Origin of the sequence: Gordonia hirsuta DSM 44140 = NBRC 16056 (assembly GCF_000333015.1) — a bacterium.
GTDB lineage: Bacteria > Actinomycetota > Actinomycetes > Mycobacteriales > Mycobacteriaceae > Gordonia > Gordonia hirsuta.
The window spans coordinates 1-16,594 of sequence record NZ_BANT01000026.1 but is presented as its reverse complement, the minus strand read 5'-3'; the positions used below and the strand labels follow the sequence as shown (position 1 = coordinate 16,594).

Below are 16,594 nucleotides of genomic sequence, written 5' to 3'. Positions count from 1 at the left end.
TTGCGCCGGTTTACGGGCGGAACTAGATGCACACTGCCGCTGGCGTTTCGCAGCCCGGCGAAGGGCGGCAGCGGATCGGGCAGCGTACGGGGTGTGAACTCCAACCCTGGATGCGCCGCAGCGATCTAGCTTTTCAGCGGTGGCCGGGGCATTCTGGCGGAGTGTCAACAAGGTGAAGGTGGAACTGGTCCTGAGGCGCGATCGTGGCGGGACGTGAGGGTTCAAGTCCCCTTCGCCCACAAGTGAGCGGTTCAGGATGAATCGCAACAAGAGGTCAGGCTGCAGAAATGCGTCCTGACCTCTTTGGTTTCTGCGCTCTATTGGTCCGAGTGCTCAGATTCGCCATGAGCGGGACTTGGTGGATCCAAGTCCCCCTGACGACGGCCTGTTGAGTCTCGATTGTCGTCGGGCGGTGGCATGCTTGGACCACATGCCGGCCACTGGTCGGTGGGCGAAGTGTGCGCTGTTGAAAGGTCTGGCGAAGAAATCACCGGCCGGTCCGGCGCCGTGGATTGAGAGAGCGGTCGAGAACCTGTGGCGTTGAAGAAGTCGGATCTGTATTCGTCGTTGTGGGCGAGCTGCGACCAGTTGCGTGGCGGCATGGATGCGAGCCAGTACAAGGACTACATCCTGACGCTGTTGTTCGTGAAGTACGTCTCCGACAAGGCCAAGACCGATCCGGACAGCCTGATCGAGGTTCCCGAGGGCGGCTCATTCGACGACATGCTCGCTGCGAAGGGTGACAAGGAGATCGGAGACCGGTTCAACAAGACCGGTCGTCGGCGTCCGGGTGCACGTCACGCACGTAGGCAAACAGACGTTCGGCCAGCCAAGGCGGGAGCGGCATCGTTCGCCGGGACTTATTCGACTTAGGCGTGCCCGTAACCCTGGGTGGTCTACCTGGACTTGGCGACTAGGCCGACTCCGAGCAAATCGATAGGACCGCTACGGCGAGGCCTCTGCCGCTATCCGCAGACTCGCCTCGTTTCTCCGCCCAGGTCGCTCCTCGCGCACCGGCGGCAGTGATCCCTCCAGACTTTGCTTCGGAGCAAGCATTGGCAGCGAACGTCAGTAGCTCCTGCCGTTCGGATGGCGTTTTGACCGCGTACCCGTACTCCTCCGCCTTGCCTAGGAAGACCTGTTCTTCAGGAGTTGTCAAGTCACGGGTTTGATGGAGACCGATCAGCTGTTCTGTAGGACGGTTTCGGGGACGGTGGTGCTGGTGGTTCCGCCGGCCCAATAGGCGGCTTCGTACTCGGCTGGCGGGACGTGTCCGAGAGCGCTGTGGAGGCGCTGGTGGTTGTACCAGGACACCCATTCGGCGGTGGCGTACTCGACGTCGGTGGCACTGGTCCAGGGCCGCCGGTAGATCAACTCGTGTTTGTAGAGCGAGTTCAGTGCTTCGGCCATCGCGTTGTCGTATGAGCCGACGGAGGTCACCGCGCGGGCTCGGTCGAGTTCGTCGGTGTAGCGGATGGCTCGGTACTGGGCGAGTTCAACCGGTCGGAGTGGTGGACCAGTCCGGCGAGGTCCTGACTGTAGCGGCGTCGTTGCCACAGCGCCATCGCCAACGCGTCGATCGCCAGGTCGGCGAACATGCGCGTGGAAGACTGCCAGCCGACGATCAGCCGGGAGTACACGTCGAGGATGAACGCGACGTACACCCAGCCGGTGCTGGTGCGCACGTAGGTGATGTCGGCAACCCACAATTGGTTCGGGGCGTCGGCGGTGAAGTCGCGTTCGACGAGATCGGCGGGACGGCCGGTCTCGGGCGCCGGCCGCGTCGTCCGCGGATACTTGCCGCGCACCACGCCACGAATCCCCAGGTCGCGGCACAGTCGCTGCACAGTGCATTGCGCGACCTCGATGCCTTGGCGCCGCAGGTCGGCGTGGATCTTGCGGATCCCGTATACCCGCCGCGAGGCGTTGTAGGACGCCAGGATCGCGGTCTTGAGTTCCTCATCGCGCACAGCGCGTGCTGACGGTGCGCGGCGACGAGCCGCGTAGTAGGTCGAGGGGGCGATCGGGCAGCCGTGTTCGGTGAGCACAGTGCAGATCGGCTCGATTCCCCATCGATGCTTGTTGTCGTCGATGAAGGCGACGATCAACGGTGTGGGCGGTCGAGCTCCGCAGCGAAAAAAGCCGATGCCGACTTGAGGATGTCGTTGGCGCGCTTGAGTTCTCGGTTCTCCTTCTCCAGTTGCCGGATACGTTCGATATCGGAGACCGTGGCCACGCCACCGGTCCGTAAGCCCACCTCCGGCCCGGCCGCCGAGGCGATCCTGGCCAGCAGCGCGATACCGGGGATGCTGCCACCGATCGACTGGGAATCGCGGGTGCTGGTCGACGGCGGCCTGGCCGACAACACCGCCATTTCGCAGGCAGTGCATGCCGGCGCCACCAAGCTCTACGTCCTGCCGTGCGGCTACCCGTGCGCGCTGACCACGGCCCCCGGCAGCGTCCTGGGGACGGTGATGCAGGCGATGGCGCTGCTGGTGCACCAGCGCTTGCTGCACGATATCGAGCTGTACACCGACCGGGTGGAGTTGATCGTGCTGCCGCCGCCGTGTCCGCTGGCGGTCGGTCCATTGGACTTCGGCCACGCCGACGAGCTGATCCTGCGTTCGCGGACCGCCGCGGAGGCCTTTCTGGCCGTCGACGGCGGGCGGCGGGCTGATCCGGCGGCGCACATCGGCATGCACACCCATACCGGTGGCCACTGACGCAGCAGGCACCGAAACGGCGGCGTGTGCTGAACCCCCGGGCGGCAGCAGGCGCAGACTGTGCAACCGGCTGCGCGCACATAGGGTGGCGGAGGAGTTCGAACAGGGTGCGGAAGAAGCGGGGCGGCATGGCGGCAAGGCAGAGTGCGGCGGGACGGGTCTACGTCGTGACCGGCGCCGGCCGGGGAATCGGGCGCCAGGTGGTTGACGACCTGCTCGCCCGCGGCGCGCACGTCGCCGCCGTCGACCGGGACGGCGAGGGGCTGGCGCAGCTGGCCGTCGCTGCCGGCGCGGGCCGGCTGTCGACTCACCAGCTCGATGTGGCGGATGCGGCCGCGGTGACGGCACTGCCCGACGCGGTGCTGGCCGCGCACGGCCGGGTCGACGGTTTGTTCAACATCGCCGGGATCGCGCAGAACTTCGAGACCGCCGCCGGGATCGAACAGGACCGGATGCGGACGATCATGGACGTCAACTTCTACGGCACCGTCGAACTGACCCGGGCGTTGCTGCCGCTGCTCGAGCAACGCCCCGACGGGGCGGTGGTGATGATCACCTCGAGTCTGGCGGCGATGGTCCCGGTGCCCGGCGCGGCCCTGTACGGAGCCTCGAAAGCAGCGGTCGCCCAGTTCGGTTTCGGGCTCGCCCAAGACCTGCGCAACGCCCGATCGAAGGTCACGGTCACGACCGTACTGCCGGGCACCATCTGGACCGACCTGGTGCGCGAGAGCGCCCTGACCCTGGGTACCCCCGAGGCCGTCGCCAAGGCGTTCGCGATGCCCGCGGCCAAGGCGGCCCGCCGAATGGTCGAGGCCACCCTGCGGGGACGCCGTCGCGTGGTGGTCGGCAAAGATGCCCGCGTCTACGATGTACTGGGCAGGCTCAGTCCGGCCCTGGCCGAACGAGTCTCCTATCTACAGGTCGCCAACTTCGTCTACCGCGACCGGAACGTCGAGGATTCCTGATGAACACCCTGCGGCAGTCACCGCGACTGGTGATCGACGCGGTCCGTGACGCCACCTGGCGTCAGGCGGTCGTTGCCGTGGTGGTGGCCGCTCTGGTCGGAGTCACGATCGGCCTGGTCACCGTCCTGATCCCGAACGACGTCTTCGGCCGAGATGTCGCACCGGTGGCCTGGAACTATCCGGTGCTGGTCGCCACCGCTGTGCTGTCGGGCCTGCTGGCGGCGACCTACGTGCGTGCAGATGCGGGAGAAGGCTCCTCCGCCGATGACGATCCGGAGCGCGAGGCCACGGCCGGACGACTGGGGGCCGTCGGCGTGGTGGTCTCCTGGTTCGCCGTCGGTTGTCCGGTCTGCAACAAGTTGGCGCTGCTGGCCCTGGGTTATTCGGGGGCACTGACCTGGTTCGCGCCGGTGCAGCCGGTTCTGGGCGCCCTGGGCCTGGTGCTGTTGTGGGCGGCCCTGGCGGTGCGACTGCGCAACGCGCGCAGTTGCCCTCTGCCGGCGGTCTGAACCGGAGTGCAGGTCACACGGGGATTCTGCGTGGGCACAACCGTCACGCACAACCCTCACGGGTGTGCACAGCCCTCGCCGATCGGGGTGTTCGGTGACGGCCAGCGTCCGCTGGTGACGGTTGTGCATGACGGCTGTGCCCGGTGCCGATCCGGCCCGGTCCGGCCTTCGGTCGCCTGCGGTGTCAGGACCAGAGAGCGAAGCCGATCGCGGCGATCACGATCAGTCCGGTGAGCGTCCAGATCGGCCATGGACCAGGCAATGGTCCGCCGCGCTTGAGGGCGCGATCGATCTCGTGCCAGCGCAGCATCCCCACGATCGCGGTGAACGCGCCGATCGTCAGCAGCGCGATGCCCAGGGTCCGGCGGGCGGTGGGGTCACCCCACGGCTCGAGAAGATGCAGTACCGCCACGCCGGCAGCGATCAGACCCAGGGCCAGCCGGAGCCAGGCGAGCATGGTCCGCTCAGAGGCAAGCGTGAAACGGGCATCGACCGCACCGGGCAGCAGATCGGGTCCATCGGGTCCGGAGTCGTCGTTCAGCGGTGGCTGCGAGCCGGTCATCGGCGGCGCACCTGAACGGGCATAGCCGGTACCGGGCTCATGACAGGTCGGCCTCGGATGCCAGGGCCGCAGCGTTGACGCGGGTGAGGACATCGTGCAGTTCCATCAGGACCTCCAGATCCACCCCGAGCGCCGCGACGACCTGGCCGGGGATCACCAGCGCGTCCTCGCGCAACTTCACGCCGGCCTCGGTCAGCAGGATCTCCACGCTGCGCTCGTCGTCGTCGGACCGGCGACGTTCGATCAGTCCGTTGGCCTCCAGTCGCTTGAGCAGCGGGGACAGGGTCGCCGAATCCAGTTGCAGCAGCGCGCCGACATCCTTGACGGTCAGCGGCGCCTCCTCCCACAGTGCCAGCATCACCAGATACTGCGGATGTGTCAGACCCAGGGGGGCGAGGAGGCGACGGTAGATACGCAGGACCGAACGGTTGGCCACGGCCAGTGCGAAACACACCTGCCGTTCCAGCAGAAGAGGGTTGCCCTCGAGTTCGACGGTCTGCATACCCTGCATTCTACCGCGACATTAGTAAATAGGACGCGATTGAATCGAGCACGATTGGTGTGCCACACTGGTGAAACCATCGAGTCCCGAGAGAAAGTCTCACCATGAGCAGCCGGCCCAATCCGTTGCAGTTGACCGCGTACATCTACGGTGCTCGGCTCCCGGACAGTAAGCGCGAGTGGGTGGCGAACGACCTGATGGGCCCGATGGCCACGCCGCGGCACTTCCTGCGTTCGCAGGTGAGCTTCGTCCCGCTCTACCTGGTCCTGTACTTCGCCTTCCCCGGCCCGATCTGGATCCGTGCCCTGATGGTGTTGCTCGCAGTCCTGCTGGCCGCGATCTTCGCCGGTGCGTACATGAACCAGAACCGTGCACGCCGCCTGCAGAAGCACGGCCTGGGCAGTAACTCCCTGACCTACCGCCAGCAGAAGGAAGCCGACCGGCTCAAGAACGAATACGAGCAGATCTACCTGGGCCGCCGCGCCGCAGCCGCTGCCGAGAGCTGACACCCCCGGCCACTGCGGACCCGTGCAGTTCTTGCCGTTTGCCGGGTTGTTTGTAGGCTCAGCACTGTGGCGCTGACCCAGGAAGAACAGGACATGATCGCGCTGGTGCGCGACTTCGTCGACCAACGCGTGGCACCCCGGGTGCGTGAGTTCGAGCACGACGACATCTATCCCGAAGAGTTCATCGAAGAGATGAAGACGCTGGGCTTCTTCGGACTGCTGGCTCCGGCCGAATACGGCGGGGTGGACGTGTCCACCGCCTGCTTCGCCGCGGTCTGCGAAGAACTGGCCCGCGGTTGGATGAGTCTGGCCGGCGCCATCGGCGGGCACTCGGTGATCACCTACCTGATCAAGACCTTCGGTACGACGGCGCAGCGCGAGCGGTACCTGCCGCAGATGGCTGACGGCAGCCTGCGCGCGACCATGGCACTGACCGAGCCCAGCGGCGGCAGTGATCTGCAGGCCATGCGCACCGTCGCCCGGCCGGCCGGCGACGGCTATCTGATCACCGGTTCGAAGACCTGGATCTCCAATGCGGCGCATTCGGGACTGATCGGGCTGCTGTGCATCACCGACCGTGACGCGCAGCCGGCGCATCGCGGCATGAGCGTGCTGCTGGTCGAGTGCGGACCGGACTCTCCCGGCTTCACCATCTCCAAGAAACTGCCCAAGCTCGGCTACCGCGGGGTGGAGGCGTGCGAACTGGTCTTCGAGGCCATGCCGGTGCCGGCCGACGCGGTGCTCGGCGGCGAGCCGAACCGCGGCTGGGGACAGATGATGCGCGGTCTGGAGGTGGGCCGCATCCAGGTCGCCGCTCGTGCCCTGGGCGTGGGGCAGGCCGCGCTGGATGCGGCCACGCGCTATGCACAGGAACGCGAATCGTTCGGCAAACCGATCTGGCAGCACCAGTCGGTGGGCAATCTGCTGGCCGATATGGCCACCAAACAGCAGGCCGCACGGCTGCTCACCCGCGACGCCGCCGACAAGCTGGACCGCGGTGAACGCGCCGATATGGAGGCCGGGATGGCCAAACTGTTCGCCTCGGAGACAGCGATGGCCATCGCCCTGGATGCGGTGCGGGTGCACGGCGGGTACGGCTACTCGCGCGAATACGACGTCGAACGCTATTTCCGCGATGCGCCGCTGATGATCGTCGGAGAGGGCACCAACGAGATCCAGCGCAACGTGATCGCCGCTCAGCTGATCGCCCGCAACCGGATCTGACGCCGCCGGACGCGCCCGGCAGGTTCAGGCGTACGTCAGATCGAGCCGGGTGTGGATGGTCTCGGTTGCGCCCACCCCGCCGCGGCTGAGCACCGCCACCGTCTTTCCGGTGGCGGTCGGAGTCGGCCGCAGTTCGGCGGTGGTGCCGCAGAAGAGCGGGGCCGAGTTGCGGTGACTCAACTCGGCGATCGGGTGGGGATCGTCGCTGAGGCGGTGGGTCTCGGCCAGCGCCAGCGTCATCAGCGGACCGTGCACCACCAGTCCCGGATAGCGCTCGACGCGGGTGGCGTACGGCCAGTCGTAGTGGATGCGGTGCGGATTCGCCGTGGCCGCCGAGAACCGCATCAACAGCGTCGGATCGGTCCACAGCCGCCACGAGTCGGTGCCGTACCGGCGGATCGGCGGCCCCTCCGGAGTCAGGACGGCGGCCGGTTCGGCGGCCGGGACCTGCTCGGTCGACACCGCGGCCTCCCGGTAGATCACGTTCTGCTTCTCCACCACCGCCAGGGTGCCGTCCGGGGCGTACAACCGGGTAACGACCACCACGATCACCAGCCGGCCACTATGCCCCTGTTTCTCGGTCACAGACTCCACGCTGGAGACCTTGCGGACGGTGTCGCCCACGCGCAGTGTTCCGGGGAACTCGACGTCGCCGCCGGCGAACATGCGGCGCGGTAGGTCCACCGGCGGCAGGAATGAGGCGGTACTTCGCAGCGGATGCCCGTCGGGCCCCATCTCACCAGAGAGCGGCCAGTGCGCCAGGGCCACCCAGTGCCACAGCGGCGGCAGCACATCCCCGGTCTGCGGGGCCGGCAGTCCGTCGTCGAACAGGGCGGCCAGCGCGGCGACGTGCCCGGGTTTGACGAATTCCTCGGTGGTGACGGTGCGCGCCTCCCATCCGGGAGGCAGGTCAGATGTGCCGGCCACCGGTTACCTCAAGGACGCAGCCGGTCATGTACGAGGAGTCCTCGGTGGCCAGGAACAGCGCGACCGAGGCGATCTCCGACGGTTCCCCGGCACGGCCCATCGGGATCTCGGCCATCTTCGACTCCCAGATCCGCGCGGGCATGGCTTCGGTCATGGCGGTGCGGATCAGGCCGGGGGCGATCGCGTTGATCCGCACTCCCAGGTGCGCGACCTCCTTGGCCGCAGCCTTGGTGAGACCGACGATCCCGGCTTTGGCCGCCGAATAATTGGTCTGTCCGACGAGGCCGACCTTGCCGGAGATCGACGACAGGTTGATGATCGCCCCCGAGCCGTGTTCCCGCATGACGGCTGCCGCGGCCCGGGTGCCGTTCCAGGCGCCCTTCAGGTGCACGGCGATCACCTGGTCGAACTGTTCCTCGGTCATCTTGCGCATGGTCGCATCGCGGGTGATGCCGGCGTTGTTGACCATCACATCGAGCGAACCGAAGGTCGTCGTGCAGGTCTGGATCAGCCGTTCGACGTCATCGGCGGAGGTCACATCGCAGGTCACACCGGCGGCCACCTCGTCTCCGCCCAAGGCAGTGACGGCCGCCGCCAGCGCCTCGGTGTTCAGATCGCCGAGGACCACGCGCGCCCCTTCGTCGACGAAGCGCCGGGCGATCGCCAGCCCGATCCCCTGGGCGCCGCCGGTGACGACGACGTTCTTCCCCTCGAGTCGTCCGGTCATGACCGATCCTCCTTCGTGGTGCCCGTGCCGGCACCGCTGTCGCGTTCCGCTTGCCGGACGAGTCCGCCGCCGATGATCAGCCGCTGGATCTCGCTGGTGCCCTCGTACAGCCGCAGCAGCCGCACATCGCGGTAGATGCGCTCGACGGGGACATCGCGCATGTAGCCGCTGCCGCCGTGCACCTGCACCGCTTTATCGGCCACCTCGCCGACCATTTCGGTACAGAACAGTTTGGCCACCGACGGGGCGATCCGCCGGTCCCGGCCGCTGACCCACTGGGCAGCCGCGTCGCGGACCAGTGCCCGCCCGGCCATCACGCCGGTCGCCATATCGGCGAGCATCGCCTGCACCAGCTGGAACCGGCCGATCGGGGCGCCGCCCTGGGTTGCGGTGGCCGCGTACTGCACCGACTCGTCCAGGGCGCGCTGCGCGGTGCCCACGGCCAGGGCCGCGATGTGCACCCGGCCGCGGGCGAGGGAGGTCATCGCCGCCCGATAGCCCAGGTCCACCTGGCCGCCGACCAGCGCCGACGCCGGGACGCGCACATTGTCGAAGTGCACATCGGCCGTCCACGAACCCTCCTGGCCCATCTTGCGGTCGTGATCGGCGACGCGGACCCCGGGGGTGCCGGCGGGCACCAGGAAGACCGCGATCCCGGGGCCGTCGTCGTCGGCGGGACGGACCCGGGCGAAGGTGACGAACAGATCGGCCAGCGGCGCATTGGTGATGAAGCACTTGCTGCCGTCGATCACCCAGTCGCCGTTCTCCTGCTCGACGGCCCGGGTCCGCAGACCCGCCGGATCAGAACCGGCCCCGGGTTCGGTGAGAGCGAACGAGGCGACCACCTCGCCGGCGGCGATCGGCGCGAGCCACCGCTGCTTCTGCTCCGGTGTGCCGAAGCCGACCAGCACCTGTCCGGCGATGCCGTTGTTGGTGCCGAACATCGAGCGCAGCGCCAGGCTCGTGTATCCGAACTCCAGCGCTAGTTCCACGTCCTGCGCCAGGTTCAGGCCCAGACCGCCCCACTGCTGGGGGATGGCGAAACCGAACAGGCCGATGTCCTTGGCGGCCTGCCGCAGGTCCTCGGGGACGGCGTCACCGTCGGCGATCTCGCGCTCGCGGGGGACCACGCGGGTACGGATGAACTCGTGCACCGCGGCCTTGATGTGCGCGAAGTCCTCGTCGCTGACTTCTGCGCTGACGAGCTCTGCGCTACCGACCTCGGGATTGGCCTGGGGCATGAATCCGGACTCTACCGTCCGTACTCGTCGAGCAGGCGCCGCCCGATGATCATCCGCTGGATGTCGGCGGTGCCCTCGCCGATCAGCAGCATCGGTGCCTCCCGGTAGAGCCGCTCGATTTCGAAGCCCTTGGCGAAGCCGTAGCCGCCGTGGATGCGGAAGGAGTCCTCGACGACCTGGTGGCAGTACTCCGAGGCCAGGTACTTGGCCATCCCGGCCTCCAGGTCGTTGCGCCTTCCCGAATCCTTGAGCCGCGCCGCCCGCAGCACCAGCTGGTGGGCGGCCTCGATCTTGGTGCCCATCTCGGCCAGCCGGAACAGCACCGCCTGGTGCTGAGCGATGGGTTTGCCGAAGGTCTCGCGCTGCTGCGCGTAGTCCACCCCCAGCTCGAAGGCCCGGTGCGCCATCCCGACGGCCCGGGCGGCCACGTTCACCCGGCCCACCTCGACGCCGTCCATCATCTGATAGAAACCGCGCCCCGGCTCGCCGCCGAGGATCTGGCCGGCACCGATCCCGAAACCGTCGAACAGCAGCTCGGTGGTGTCGATGCCCTTGTAACCCATCTTGTCGATCTTCCCGGGGATCGTCAGCCCCGGCGCGACCTCGCCGAAGCCGGGGGTCTTCTCGATCAGGAAGGTGGTCAGGTTGCGGTGCGGACCGTCGGCGCCCAGCGGGGTGCGTACCAGCACGGCCACCAGACTCGAGGTGGCGCCGTTGGTCAGCCACATCTTGGCGCCGTCGATCCGGTAGCCGCCGTCCCCGTCGGGGACCGCGGTGGTGGTGATCGCGCTGACATCCGAGCCCAGCGCCGGCTCGGACATCGAGAACGCCCCGGTCAGCTCCCCGCGCGCCAGCCGCGGCAGATAGTGCTGCTGCTGTTCCTCGGTGCCGTGCTGGGCGACCAGATAGGCGACGATGAAGTGCGTGTTGATCACCCCGGAGACGCTCATCCAGCCGCGGGAGAGCTCCTCGACGACGAGTGCATAGGTGAGCAGCGACTCGCCGAGGCCGCCGTACTCCTCGGGGATCATGATCCCGAAGATCCCCAGCTCCTTCATTTTCTCCACGATCGCGACCGGGTATTCGTCGCGGGCCTCGAGCTCGCCGGCCACGGGCAGGATGTCGCTGTCGACGAAGGCCCGGACGGTGGCGAGCATCTCGCGCTGGACATCGGTCAGACCATCGGTTTCGCAGAGGCGTGCCATGGACGCCAATCCTCCCCGAAATCTATTGCGCCAGAGTGCAAACCGATACGTTCGGCTCATGAACCCGATGCGTGAGGCCGTGATCTGCGAACCGCTGCGAACCCCGGTGGGCCGCTTCGGCGGGATGTTCGCGGACGTGCCAGTGGCCGAGCTGGCGGCCACGGTGGTGCGCGGGCTGGTCGAGCGCACCGGGATCAGCGGGTCCGATATCGACGACGCGATCTTCGGGCAGTGCTATCCGAACGGGGAGGCGCCGGCGCTGGGCCGGATCGCGGTGCTCGATGCGGGCCTGGACGTCACCGTGCCGGGGATGCAGGTGGACCGCCGGTGCGGTTCGGGGCTGCAGGCGGTGCTCGATGCGGCGATGCGGGTGCAGACCGGCATGTGCGATCTGGTGCTCGCCGGCGGCGCCGAGAGCATGAGCCAGGTGGAGCATTACGCACTCGGCCTGCGGTTCGGGCTGCGCGGGGCCGACGGCCGCCTGGACGACCGCCTCAATCGTGCGCGGGCCACCGCCGGCGGCAGATTCCATCCGGTCGACGGCGGCATGCTCGAGACCGCGGAGAACCTGCGCGCCGAGTACGCGATCAGCCGTCTGGAACAGGACGAGCTGGCACTGGCCTCGCACCGGCGAGCGGTCGCCGCACACACCGAGGGCCGGTTCGACGACGAGATCGTGCCGGTGACCGTTCCCGGACGCCGCGGGGGCCCGGCGACGGTCTGCGACCGCGACGAGCATCCGCGCGCCGATGCCACCCTGGAATCGCTCGGCGCCCTGAAAGCGGTACGGCGCCACGTCGATCCGGAGGCCACGGTCACCGCCGGCAACGCCAGCGGACAGAACGACGGTGCCGCCGTCTGCATGGTCACCACCCGGGACAAGGCCGCGCAGCTGGGCCTGCGACCGCTGGCCCGGGTGGTGTCGTGGGCGGTCGCCGGGGTGGAGCCCTCGCGGATGGGGATCGGACCGGTGCCGGCCACGCGGCTGGCGCTGGAGCGGGCCGGGCTGGACCTGGCCGACCTGGACCTGCTCGAGATCAACGAGGCCTTCGCCGCGCAGGTGCTGGCCTGCACCCGGGCGCTGGGCCTGGGCGCAGCCGATCTGGCACGGCTCAACGTGAACGGTTCGGGTATCTCGCTGGGCCATCCGGTCGGGGCCACCGGTGTTCGGATGCTGGCGACCCTGCTGCGCGAACTGGACCGCCGCGATGCCCGCTACGGGCTGGAGACGATGTGCATCGGCGGCGGTCAGGGGCTGGCGGCGATCTTCGAGCGTCTCGGTCCGGCCGCGTGAGCGATGTGAGCAGCATGAGCGGCGGCGCACTGCTGGACGGGCTGCGGGTCATCGAGTTCGCCAGCTTCGTCGCCGGGCCGTCGGCGGGTCTGGCGATGGCGCAACTGGGGGCGGAGGTGATCCGGATCGATCCGCTCGGCGGCAACGTCGACCGTCGGCGCTGGCCGCGCTCGGCCCGGACGGGGGAGAGCCTGTACTGGAATTCCCTCAACCGCGGCAAGCGATCGGTGACGCTGAACCTGCGCACCGAGGCGGGACGTGATCTGCTGCTGGGGCTGGCCACGGCGCCCGGCCCGGATGCGGGGATTGTGGTCGACAACGCCGTCGGCCGGGGATGGCTCTCGCACGAGGCCCTCGCCGCCCGGCGCCCCGATGTGATCTCGGTGAAGGTGACCGGTCGCGCCGACGGCGGTGCCGCGGTGGACTACACCGTCAACGGGGCCAGTGGTGTGGCGAACCTGACCGGTCCGTCCGGCACCGTCGACCCGGTGAACCATGTGCTGCCGGCCTGGGATCTGCTGTGCGGCCAGCAGGCGGTCACCGCGGTGCTGGCCGCGCTGCGCCGCCGCGACCGGACCGGGGAAGGAGCGCGGATCGAGATCGCCCTGGCCGATGTGGCCATGGCCGCGGTCGCGAACCTCGGCTGGTACACCGAGGCCGCCGAACGCGGCGAGCGGGAGCGGCACGGCAACCACCTGTACGGCGCCTTCGGGGTCGATTTCGCCGCCGGTGACGGAGACCGGGTGATGGTCGTCGTCCTGACGCCTCGGCAGTGGGCAGCCCTGGGCGAGGCCACCGGAACCGCCGAGCGGTTTGCGGTCCTGGCGGATTCGACGGGCGCGGACCTGACCACCGACGAAGGCCGCTATGGGCAACGGCGAGAGATCGAGGCGATCCTGGCGCCCTGGTTCGCCGAGCGCACCGGCGCGCAGGTGCGCTCGGCTCTGGACGCGGCCGGGGTGCTGTGGGGGCCCTACCGGTCCACGGCCCAGGTCGCCGCCGACTTCGCCGCGCGCCCGGGGAGCGAGCCGGTCCTGGCGGGCCTGGACCAGCCGGGCATCGGCGAAGTGATCAGTGCGAGTTCCCCGATCCGGCTGGACGGAGACTATTCGGGTGCGGTGCCGGCCAGGGACCTCGGCGCCGACACCGAAGAGGTGCTGAGTGAGGTGCTCGGCCTCGACGCGACGCAGCTGGCCCGGTTGCGTGCCGACGGCATCATCTGACGTGTCAGTCGCGGGCCAGAGCGATCAGTGTGGTGACGGTCCGTAGATTCCGGGCCGTCCCCGGCACCCCCAGTCCCGTGGCGATCACCGGCGCGGTCAGCTTGCTCGTGCCGACCCCGGACGGATAGTCCAGATGCAGTTGTCGGCCGATCACCGCCAGGCGTTCGCCCGCACCGAAGTCACGGCCGGTGAACGCGGCGATGTTGTCCGGATCGGGCGCCGCGGTCAGAAAGCAGATGTGGCCGTGCGGCGTATCGGTGAAGTCCGGCGGTGTTCCGAACGGATAGGCGGACAGGGCTTGGGCGAGCTCGTCGGCGGTGCGGGAGATCACCTCGCGGGAGAAGCCGAACTCGGCGCCGATCGCCTCCTCGAGGGCGCGGTCGAATCCCGGACCGGGCGGACGACACAGCAGGTTGCCCGAGGCGATGTAGGTGCGCACCCGAGTGGCCCCGAGATCGGCGGCGATCTCCCGCAGCCTTGCCATCGGCAGTCGGGCCCCGCCGACGTTCACGGCCCGGAGCATGTGGATCCGGGGTTCGTCGTTCACCGATTCAGTCTGACACCGGCAGGCCGGTAGCGTTGTGGCCATGAGCGATGCGGTGGTCGAGATCTCGACGGACGGTGCCTGCCTGGGCAATCCAGGACCGGGCGGCTGGGGTGCGGTGCTGCGCTACAAGGGCACCGAGAAGCAGCTGTCGGGTGCCCAGCCGGACACCACCAATAACCGGATGGAACTACAGGCCGCGATCGAGGGGCTGGCCGCGCTGACCCGGCCGTCGACGGTGATCCTCTACACCGATTCGGTGTATGTGCGCGACGGCATCACCAAATGGGTGGCCGGCTGGCAGCGCAACGGCTGGAAGACCGCGGCGAAGAAGCCCGTCAAGAACGACGACCTGTGGAAACAGCTGGTCGAGGAGGAGCGTCGGCACACCGTGGAGTGGCGGTGGGTCAAGGGCCACAACGGTGATCACTACAACGAGATCGCCGACACCCTGGCCACGACGGCGGCACGTACGCTCACCGACTCCTGACCAGATCCCGCCGGATGCCGACTGCCGGATTCGGTTTCCCGAATGCCGGTCCCGCTGCGCGCCCGAGCGCGGCGTGGATCAGGCGCAGGCGCTCGCCGGATAGGCGGTCACCGAGTTGACGGTGTACTGCTGGTCGACGGTGATGCCCAGACCGATGCAGCCGCCGCGGCCGGCGGAGTATTCGGCGAATTCCTGAATGCTGCGGCCGTAGCCGGGATTCAGGATCAGGTGCGGGATCCGCGGGATCGTGGAGAACGCGGTTCCCAGGCCGTGGGTGGCCACGACGGCGGTCTCGGCGCGGGTGAGCTTGATCGAGTAGTTCTGGCCCGCTTCGGCCGATCCTGCGGTGACGGCTCCGGCGACGGCACCGGCGGTGCACAACGCGGCCACTGCTCCGGCGAACTTCTTCTTCATCGACTTCGATCCTCTCGGTAGGTCTGTCCCGGCGTCACGATGACCCGGGACAGACTGTAGGACCGACCGGTGGCGAACGACGCAGCGATGACCCGTCGAATCCGGCCTTTGTGCAGGTAGGAGCCCAGGCAGAGAGATTCCGGTCCGGAATTATTCGACGACGATGTAGCCCATCGCGCCCCGATCCCCGTCGTACATCCGGTGATTGAGGAAGGTGTACGTGCCCGGTTCGAGGAAGGTCATCTCGACGAAACCGCCCTGGGCCGCGGCCAGTGCCAGCGCCTGCGAGCCGCCGCGCAGAGGGTTGTCGCGGCGCAGCAGATAGGTGCCCTCGGCGTAGACCGTGTCGAACTGGGTGCCGATCACGTGGAACGACAGCGGCTCGTTGGGCCCGGCGTCGAGTACCCACATGCGCACCCGGTCGCCGACCTTGGCGCGCAGCGGACGGTACACGTACTGGTTGGCGTAGCCGTTGAACATCACCAGGTCCGGCAGCGCCGCGGCCACCTTGTCGGCGTCGATGGGTCCGCCGTCGGGGCCCAGGTACCACTCGGACTGGGTGAACAGGTATTCGGCATCCACCGGTGCCAGGTCCGGCGGATCGATGACGACCGCACCGAACATGCCGGCAGCCAGGTGTACCGGCATCGGCATCGTCGCGCAGTGATACAGCCAGATTCCGGTGTGTTCGGCGCGGAACCGGTAGACCAGCGATTCGCCCGGATTGATATCGCGCATATTCGGATCCGGCGAAACCATGCCGGCGTGGAAGTCGATTGAATGGGCCATCGTGCCGTCGTTGCGCAGCGTCACCTCGAACACGTCGCCGAGCTTCCCGCGCAGGGTGGGGCCGCCGACCTTGCCGGCCCCGGTGTCGGCGCCCTCGGGGCCGACGAAGGTCCACACGATCTGCTCGGCACCCGGGGCGACCTCGCCGGGCGCCTCGGAGACCGTGAAGGTGTACCGGTGGGTCGTGGCCGCCGGGGCCGGTGCCAGGCGCGCATCGCGAGCCCGGAAATCCTTGTCGGGGAATGCCATCAGATCCACCGGCGGTGCGGCGGCACCCGAACCGCCGGATCCGCCGACGCTGCCGCCGCCCTCGGCGACGATGTCCAGAACCATGCCCTGCTGGCGGTGTCCGACGATGGAGCACCAGCCGTCGATGTCCCGGCCCACCACACCGACGTCGAGGGTGGCGGTGGCTCCGGGCGCCAGCCGCCCGGTGGACTGGCCGGTGGCCAGCACCAGATCGTGCACCATGGTGTCCTTGTTGGTCACCTCCAGGACCAAGCGGTCGCCGGCCGGGACGGTGATGGTTCCCGGATCGAAACGCATGTGCACCGCATCGACCTGCACCGTAGTGGTGTTGCCGGTCGGGGTGACCCCCGCCGAGGCATCCTCGAGGGCGGCGCCGTCCCCGCCGAGCGCGGTGCCCACCGCCACGACCAGCGCCAGGGCGGTGGCAGCGGCGATCGCCTGGAGACCGCGCTGGGGACGGCCGGGTTCGGCGGCGGCCATCGGCACGGCCGGGGGCCGGG

The 16,594-nt window shown here is 68.5% G+C and carries 21 protein-coding genes; 9 read left to right on the top strand and 12 right to left on the bottom strand.

Annotated features, from left to right (window positions below; all coding sequences use genetic code 11):
• Positions 1-534 precede the first annotated feature (534 nt).
• Positions 535-873, top strand: coding sequence for a type I restriction-modification system subunit M N-terminal domain-containing protein (locus GOHSU_RS10250; protein WP_005940846.1), 339 nt, complete (start codon positions 535-537; stop codon positions 871-873).
• Between the two features lie 309 nt (positions 874-1,182).
• Here the strand turns inward: GOHSU_RS10250 and GOHSU_RS16600 are convergent, their stop codons facing one another.
• Genes GOHSU_RS16600 through GOHSU_RS17245 form a run of 3 tightly spaced genes read right to left on the bottom strand, consistent with a single transcriptional unit; the run spans position 1,183 to position 2,236 of the window.
• Positions 1,183-1,410, bottom strand: coding sequence for an integrase core domain-containing protein (locus GOHSU_RS16600; protein ID WP_005940843.1), 228 nt, complete (start codon positions 1,408-1,410; stop codon positions 1,183-1,185).
• A 26-nt stretch (positions 1,411-1,436) separates the two neighbouring features.
• A complete protein-coding gene (locus GOHSU_RS16900) occupies positions 1,437-2,108 on the bottom strand; it encodes an IS3 family transposase (RefSeq protein ID WP_005940840.1) in 672 nt (223 codons plus the stop codon).
• Positions 2,105-2,236, bottom strand: coding sequence for an IS3 family transposase (locus GOHSU_RS17245; protein ID WP_005940837.1), 132 nt, complete (start codon positions 2,234-2,236; stop codon positions 2,105-2,107). The genes GOHSU_RS16900 and GOHSU_RS17245 overlap by 4 nt, the downstream gene beginning before the upstream one ends.
• On the opposite strand from GOHSU_RS17245, the gene GOHSU_RS16895 reads away from it, so the two are divergent.
• The 3 genes from GOHSU_RS16895 to GOHSU_RS10225 all read left to right on the top strand — a co-directional run bounded on the left by GOHSU_RS16895 (position 2,229) and on the right by GOHSU_RS10225 (position 4,197).
• A complete protein-coding gene (locus GOHSU_RS16895; RefSeq protein WP_005940834.1) occupies positions 2,229-2,723 on the top strand; it encodes a patatin-like phospholipase family protein in 495 nt (164 codons plus the stop codon). The genes GOHSU_RS17245 and GOHSU_RS16895 overlap by 8 nt on opposite strands.
• A 128-nt stretch (positions 2,724-2,851) precedes the next feature.
• Complete coding sequence (locus GOHSU_RS10230) at positions 2,852-3,688, top strand: SDR family NAD(P)-dependent oxidoreductase (RefSeq protein ID WP_005940831.1); 837 nt, start codon at positions 2,852-2,854, stop codon at positions 3,686-3,688.
• Positions 3,688-4,197: a hypothetical protein gene (locus tag GOHSU_RS10225; RefSeq protein WP_005940828.1), complete on the top strand. Its 510-nt coding sequence runs from the start codon at positions 3,688-3,690 to the stop codon at positions 4,195-4,197. Before GOHSU_RS10230 ends, GOHSU_RS10225 begins: the two co-directional genes overlap by 1 nt.
• A gap of 184 nt (positions 4,198-4,381) precedes the next feature.
• On the opposite strand, the gene GOHSU_RS10220 is transcribed toward GOHSU_RS10225, so the two are convergent.
• A complete protein-coding gene (locus GOHSU_RS10220) occupies positions 4,382-4,759 on the bottom strand; it encodes a YidH family protein (protein WP_005940825.1) in 378 nt (125 codons plus the stop codon).
• Between the two features lie 37 nt (positions 4,760-4,796).
• Entirely contained in the window at positions 4,797-5,270 is a 474-nt protein-coding gene (locus tag GOHSU_RS10215) for a MarR family winged helix-turn-helix transcriptional regulator (RefSeq protein ID WP_005940822.1), read from the bottom strand.
• A gap of 95 nt (positions 5,271-5,365) precedes the next feature.
• Between GOHSU_RS10215 and GOHSU_RS10210 the strand changes: the two genes are divergently transcribed.
• Both GOHSU_RS10210 and GOHSU_RS10205 read left to right on the top strand, forming a co-directional pair.
• Positions 5,366-5,767, top strand: coding sequence for a DUF5313 family protein (locus GOHSU_RS10210; protein WP_005940819.1), 402 nt, complete (start codon positions 5,366-5,368; stop codon positions 5,765-5,767).
• 66 nt (positions 5,768-5,833) lie between these two features.
• Positions 5,834-6,991, top strand: coding sequence for an acyl-CoA dehydrogenase family protein (locus GOHSU_RS10205; protein ID WP_005940816.1), 1,158 nt, complete (start codon positions 5,834-5,836; stop codon positions 6,989-6,991).
• A 24-nt stretch (positions 6,992-7,015) separates the two neighbouring features.
• On the opposite strand, the gene GOHSU_RS10200 is transcribed toward GOHSU_RS10205, so the two are convergent.
• The 4 genes from GOHSU_RS10200 to GOHSU_RS10185 are packed head-to-tail and all read right to left on the bottom strand — an operon-like array spanning position 7,016 to position 11,091.
• On the bottom strand, positions 7,016-7,918 hold the full coding sequence (locus tag GOHSU_RS10200) for an HTD2 family dehydratase (RefSeq protein ID WP_005940814.1): 903 nt from the start codon (positions 7,916-7,918) through the stop codon (positions 7,016-7,018).
• Positions 7,902-8,645 carry a 3-oxoacyl-ACP reductase FabG gene (gene fabG / locus GOHSU_RS10195; RefSeq protein ID WP_005940812.1) on the bottom strand — a complete coding sequence of 248 codons (744 nt, stop codon included), beginning with the start codon at positions 8,643-8,645 and terminating at the stop codon, positions 7,902-7,904. Before fabG ends, GOHSU_RS10200 begins: the two co-directional genes overlap by 17 nt.
• The gene (locus GOHSU_RS10190) at positions 8,642-9,886 is read right to left on the bottom strand and encodes an acyl-CoA dehydrogenase family protein (protein ID WP_005940809.1); all 1,245 of its coding nucleotides are present in this window, start codon (positions 9,884-9,886) and stop codon (positions 8,642-8,644) included. Before GOHSU_RS10190 ends, fabG begins: the two co-directional genes overlap by 4 nt.
• Positions 9,887-9,897: 11 nt before the next feature.
• Positions 9,898-11,091: an acyl-CoA dehydrogenase family protein gene (locus tag GOHSU_RS10185; RefSeq protein ID WP_005940806.1), complete on the bottom strand. Its 1,194-nt coding sequence runs from the start codon at positions 11,089-11,091 to the stop codon at positions 9,898-9,900.
• 67 nt (positions 11,092-11,158) lie between these two features.
• Here GOHSU_RS10185 and GOHSU_RS10180 point away from each other — a divergent pair, with 67 nt between their 5' ends.
• Positions 11,159-12,385 carry an acetyl-CoA C-acetyltransferase gene (locus GOHSU_RS10180; protein ID WP_024332911.1) on the top strand — a complete coding sequence of 409 codons (1,227 nt, stop codon included), beginning with the start codon at positions 11,159-11,161 and terminating at the stop codon, positions 12,383-12,385.
• Between the two features lie 14 nt (positions 12,386-12,399).
• Complete coding sequence (locus GOHSU_RS10175; protein WP_005940800.1) at positions 12,400-13,608, top strand: CoA transferase; 1,209 nt, start codon at positions 12,400-12,402, stop codon at positions 13,606-13,608.
• A 4-nt stretch (positions 13,609-13,612) separates the two neighbouring features.
• Here the strand turns inward: GOHSU_RS10175 and GOHSU_RS10170 are convergent, their stop codons facing one another.
• Positions 13,613-14,155 carry a DUF1697 domain-containing protein gene (locus GOHSU_RS10170; RefSeq protein WP_005940798.1) on the bottom strand — a complete coding sequence of 181 codons (543 nt, stop codon included), beginning with the start codon at positions 14,153-14,155 and terminating at the stop codon, positions 13,613-13,615.
• Between the two features lie 40 nt (positions 14,156-14,195).
• Here GOHSU_RS10170 and rnhA point away from each other — a divergent pair, with 40 nt between their 5' ends.
• Positions 14,196-14,642, top strand: a complete 447-nt coding sequence (rnhA, locus tag GOHSU_RS10165; protein ID WP_029760081.1) for a ribonuclease HI — start codon at positions 14,196-14,198, stop codon at positions 14,640-14,642.
• 78 nt (positions 14,643-14,720) lie between these two features.
• On the opposite strand, the gene GOHSU_RS10160 is transcribed toward rnhA, so the two are convergent.
• Together GOHSU_RS10160 and GOHSU_RS10155 are read right to left on the bottom strand one after the other, a co-directional pair.
• Complete coding sequence (locus tag GOHSU_RS10160; RefSeq protein WP_005940792.1) at positions 14,721-15,056, bottom strand: hypothetical protein; 336 nt, start codon at positions 15,054-15,056, stop codon at positions 14,721-14,723.
• 150 nt (positions 15,057-15,206) lie between these two features.
• On the bottom strand, positions 15,207-16,594 hold a 1,388-nt coding region (locus GOHSU_RS10155), incomplete at its 5' end, for a multicopper oxidase domain-containing protein (RefSeq protein WP_005940789.1).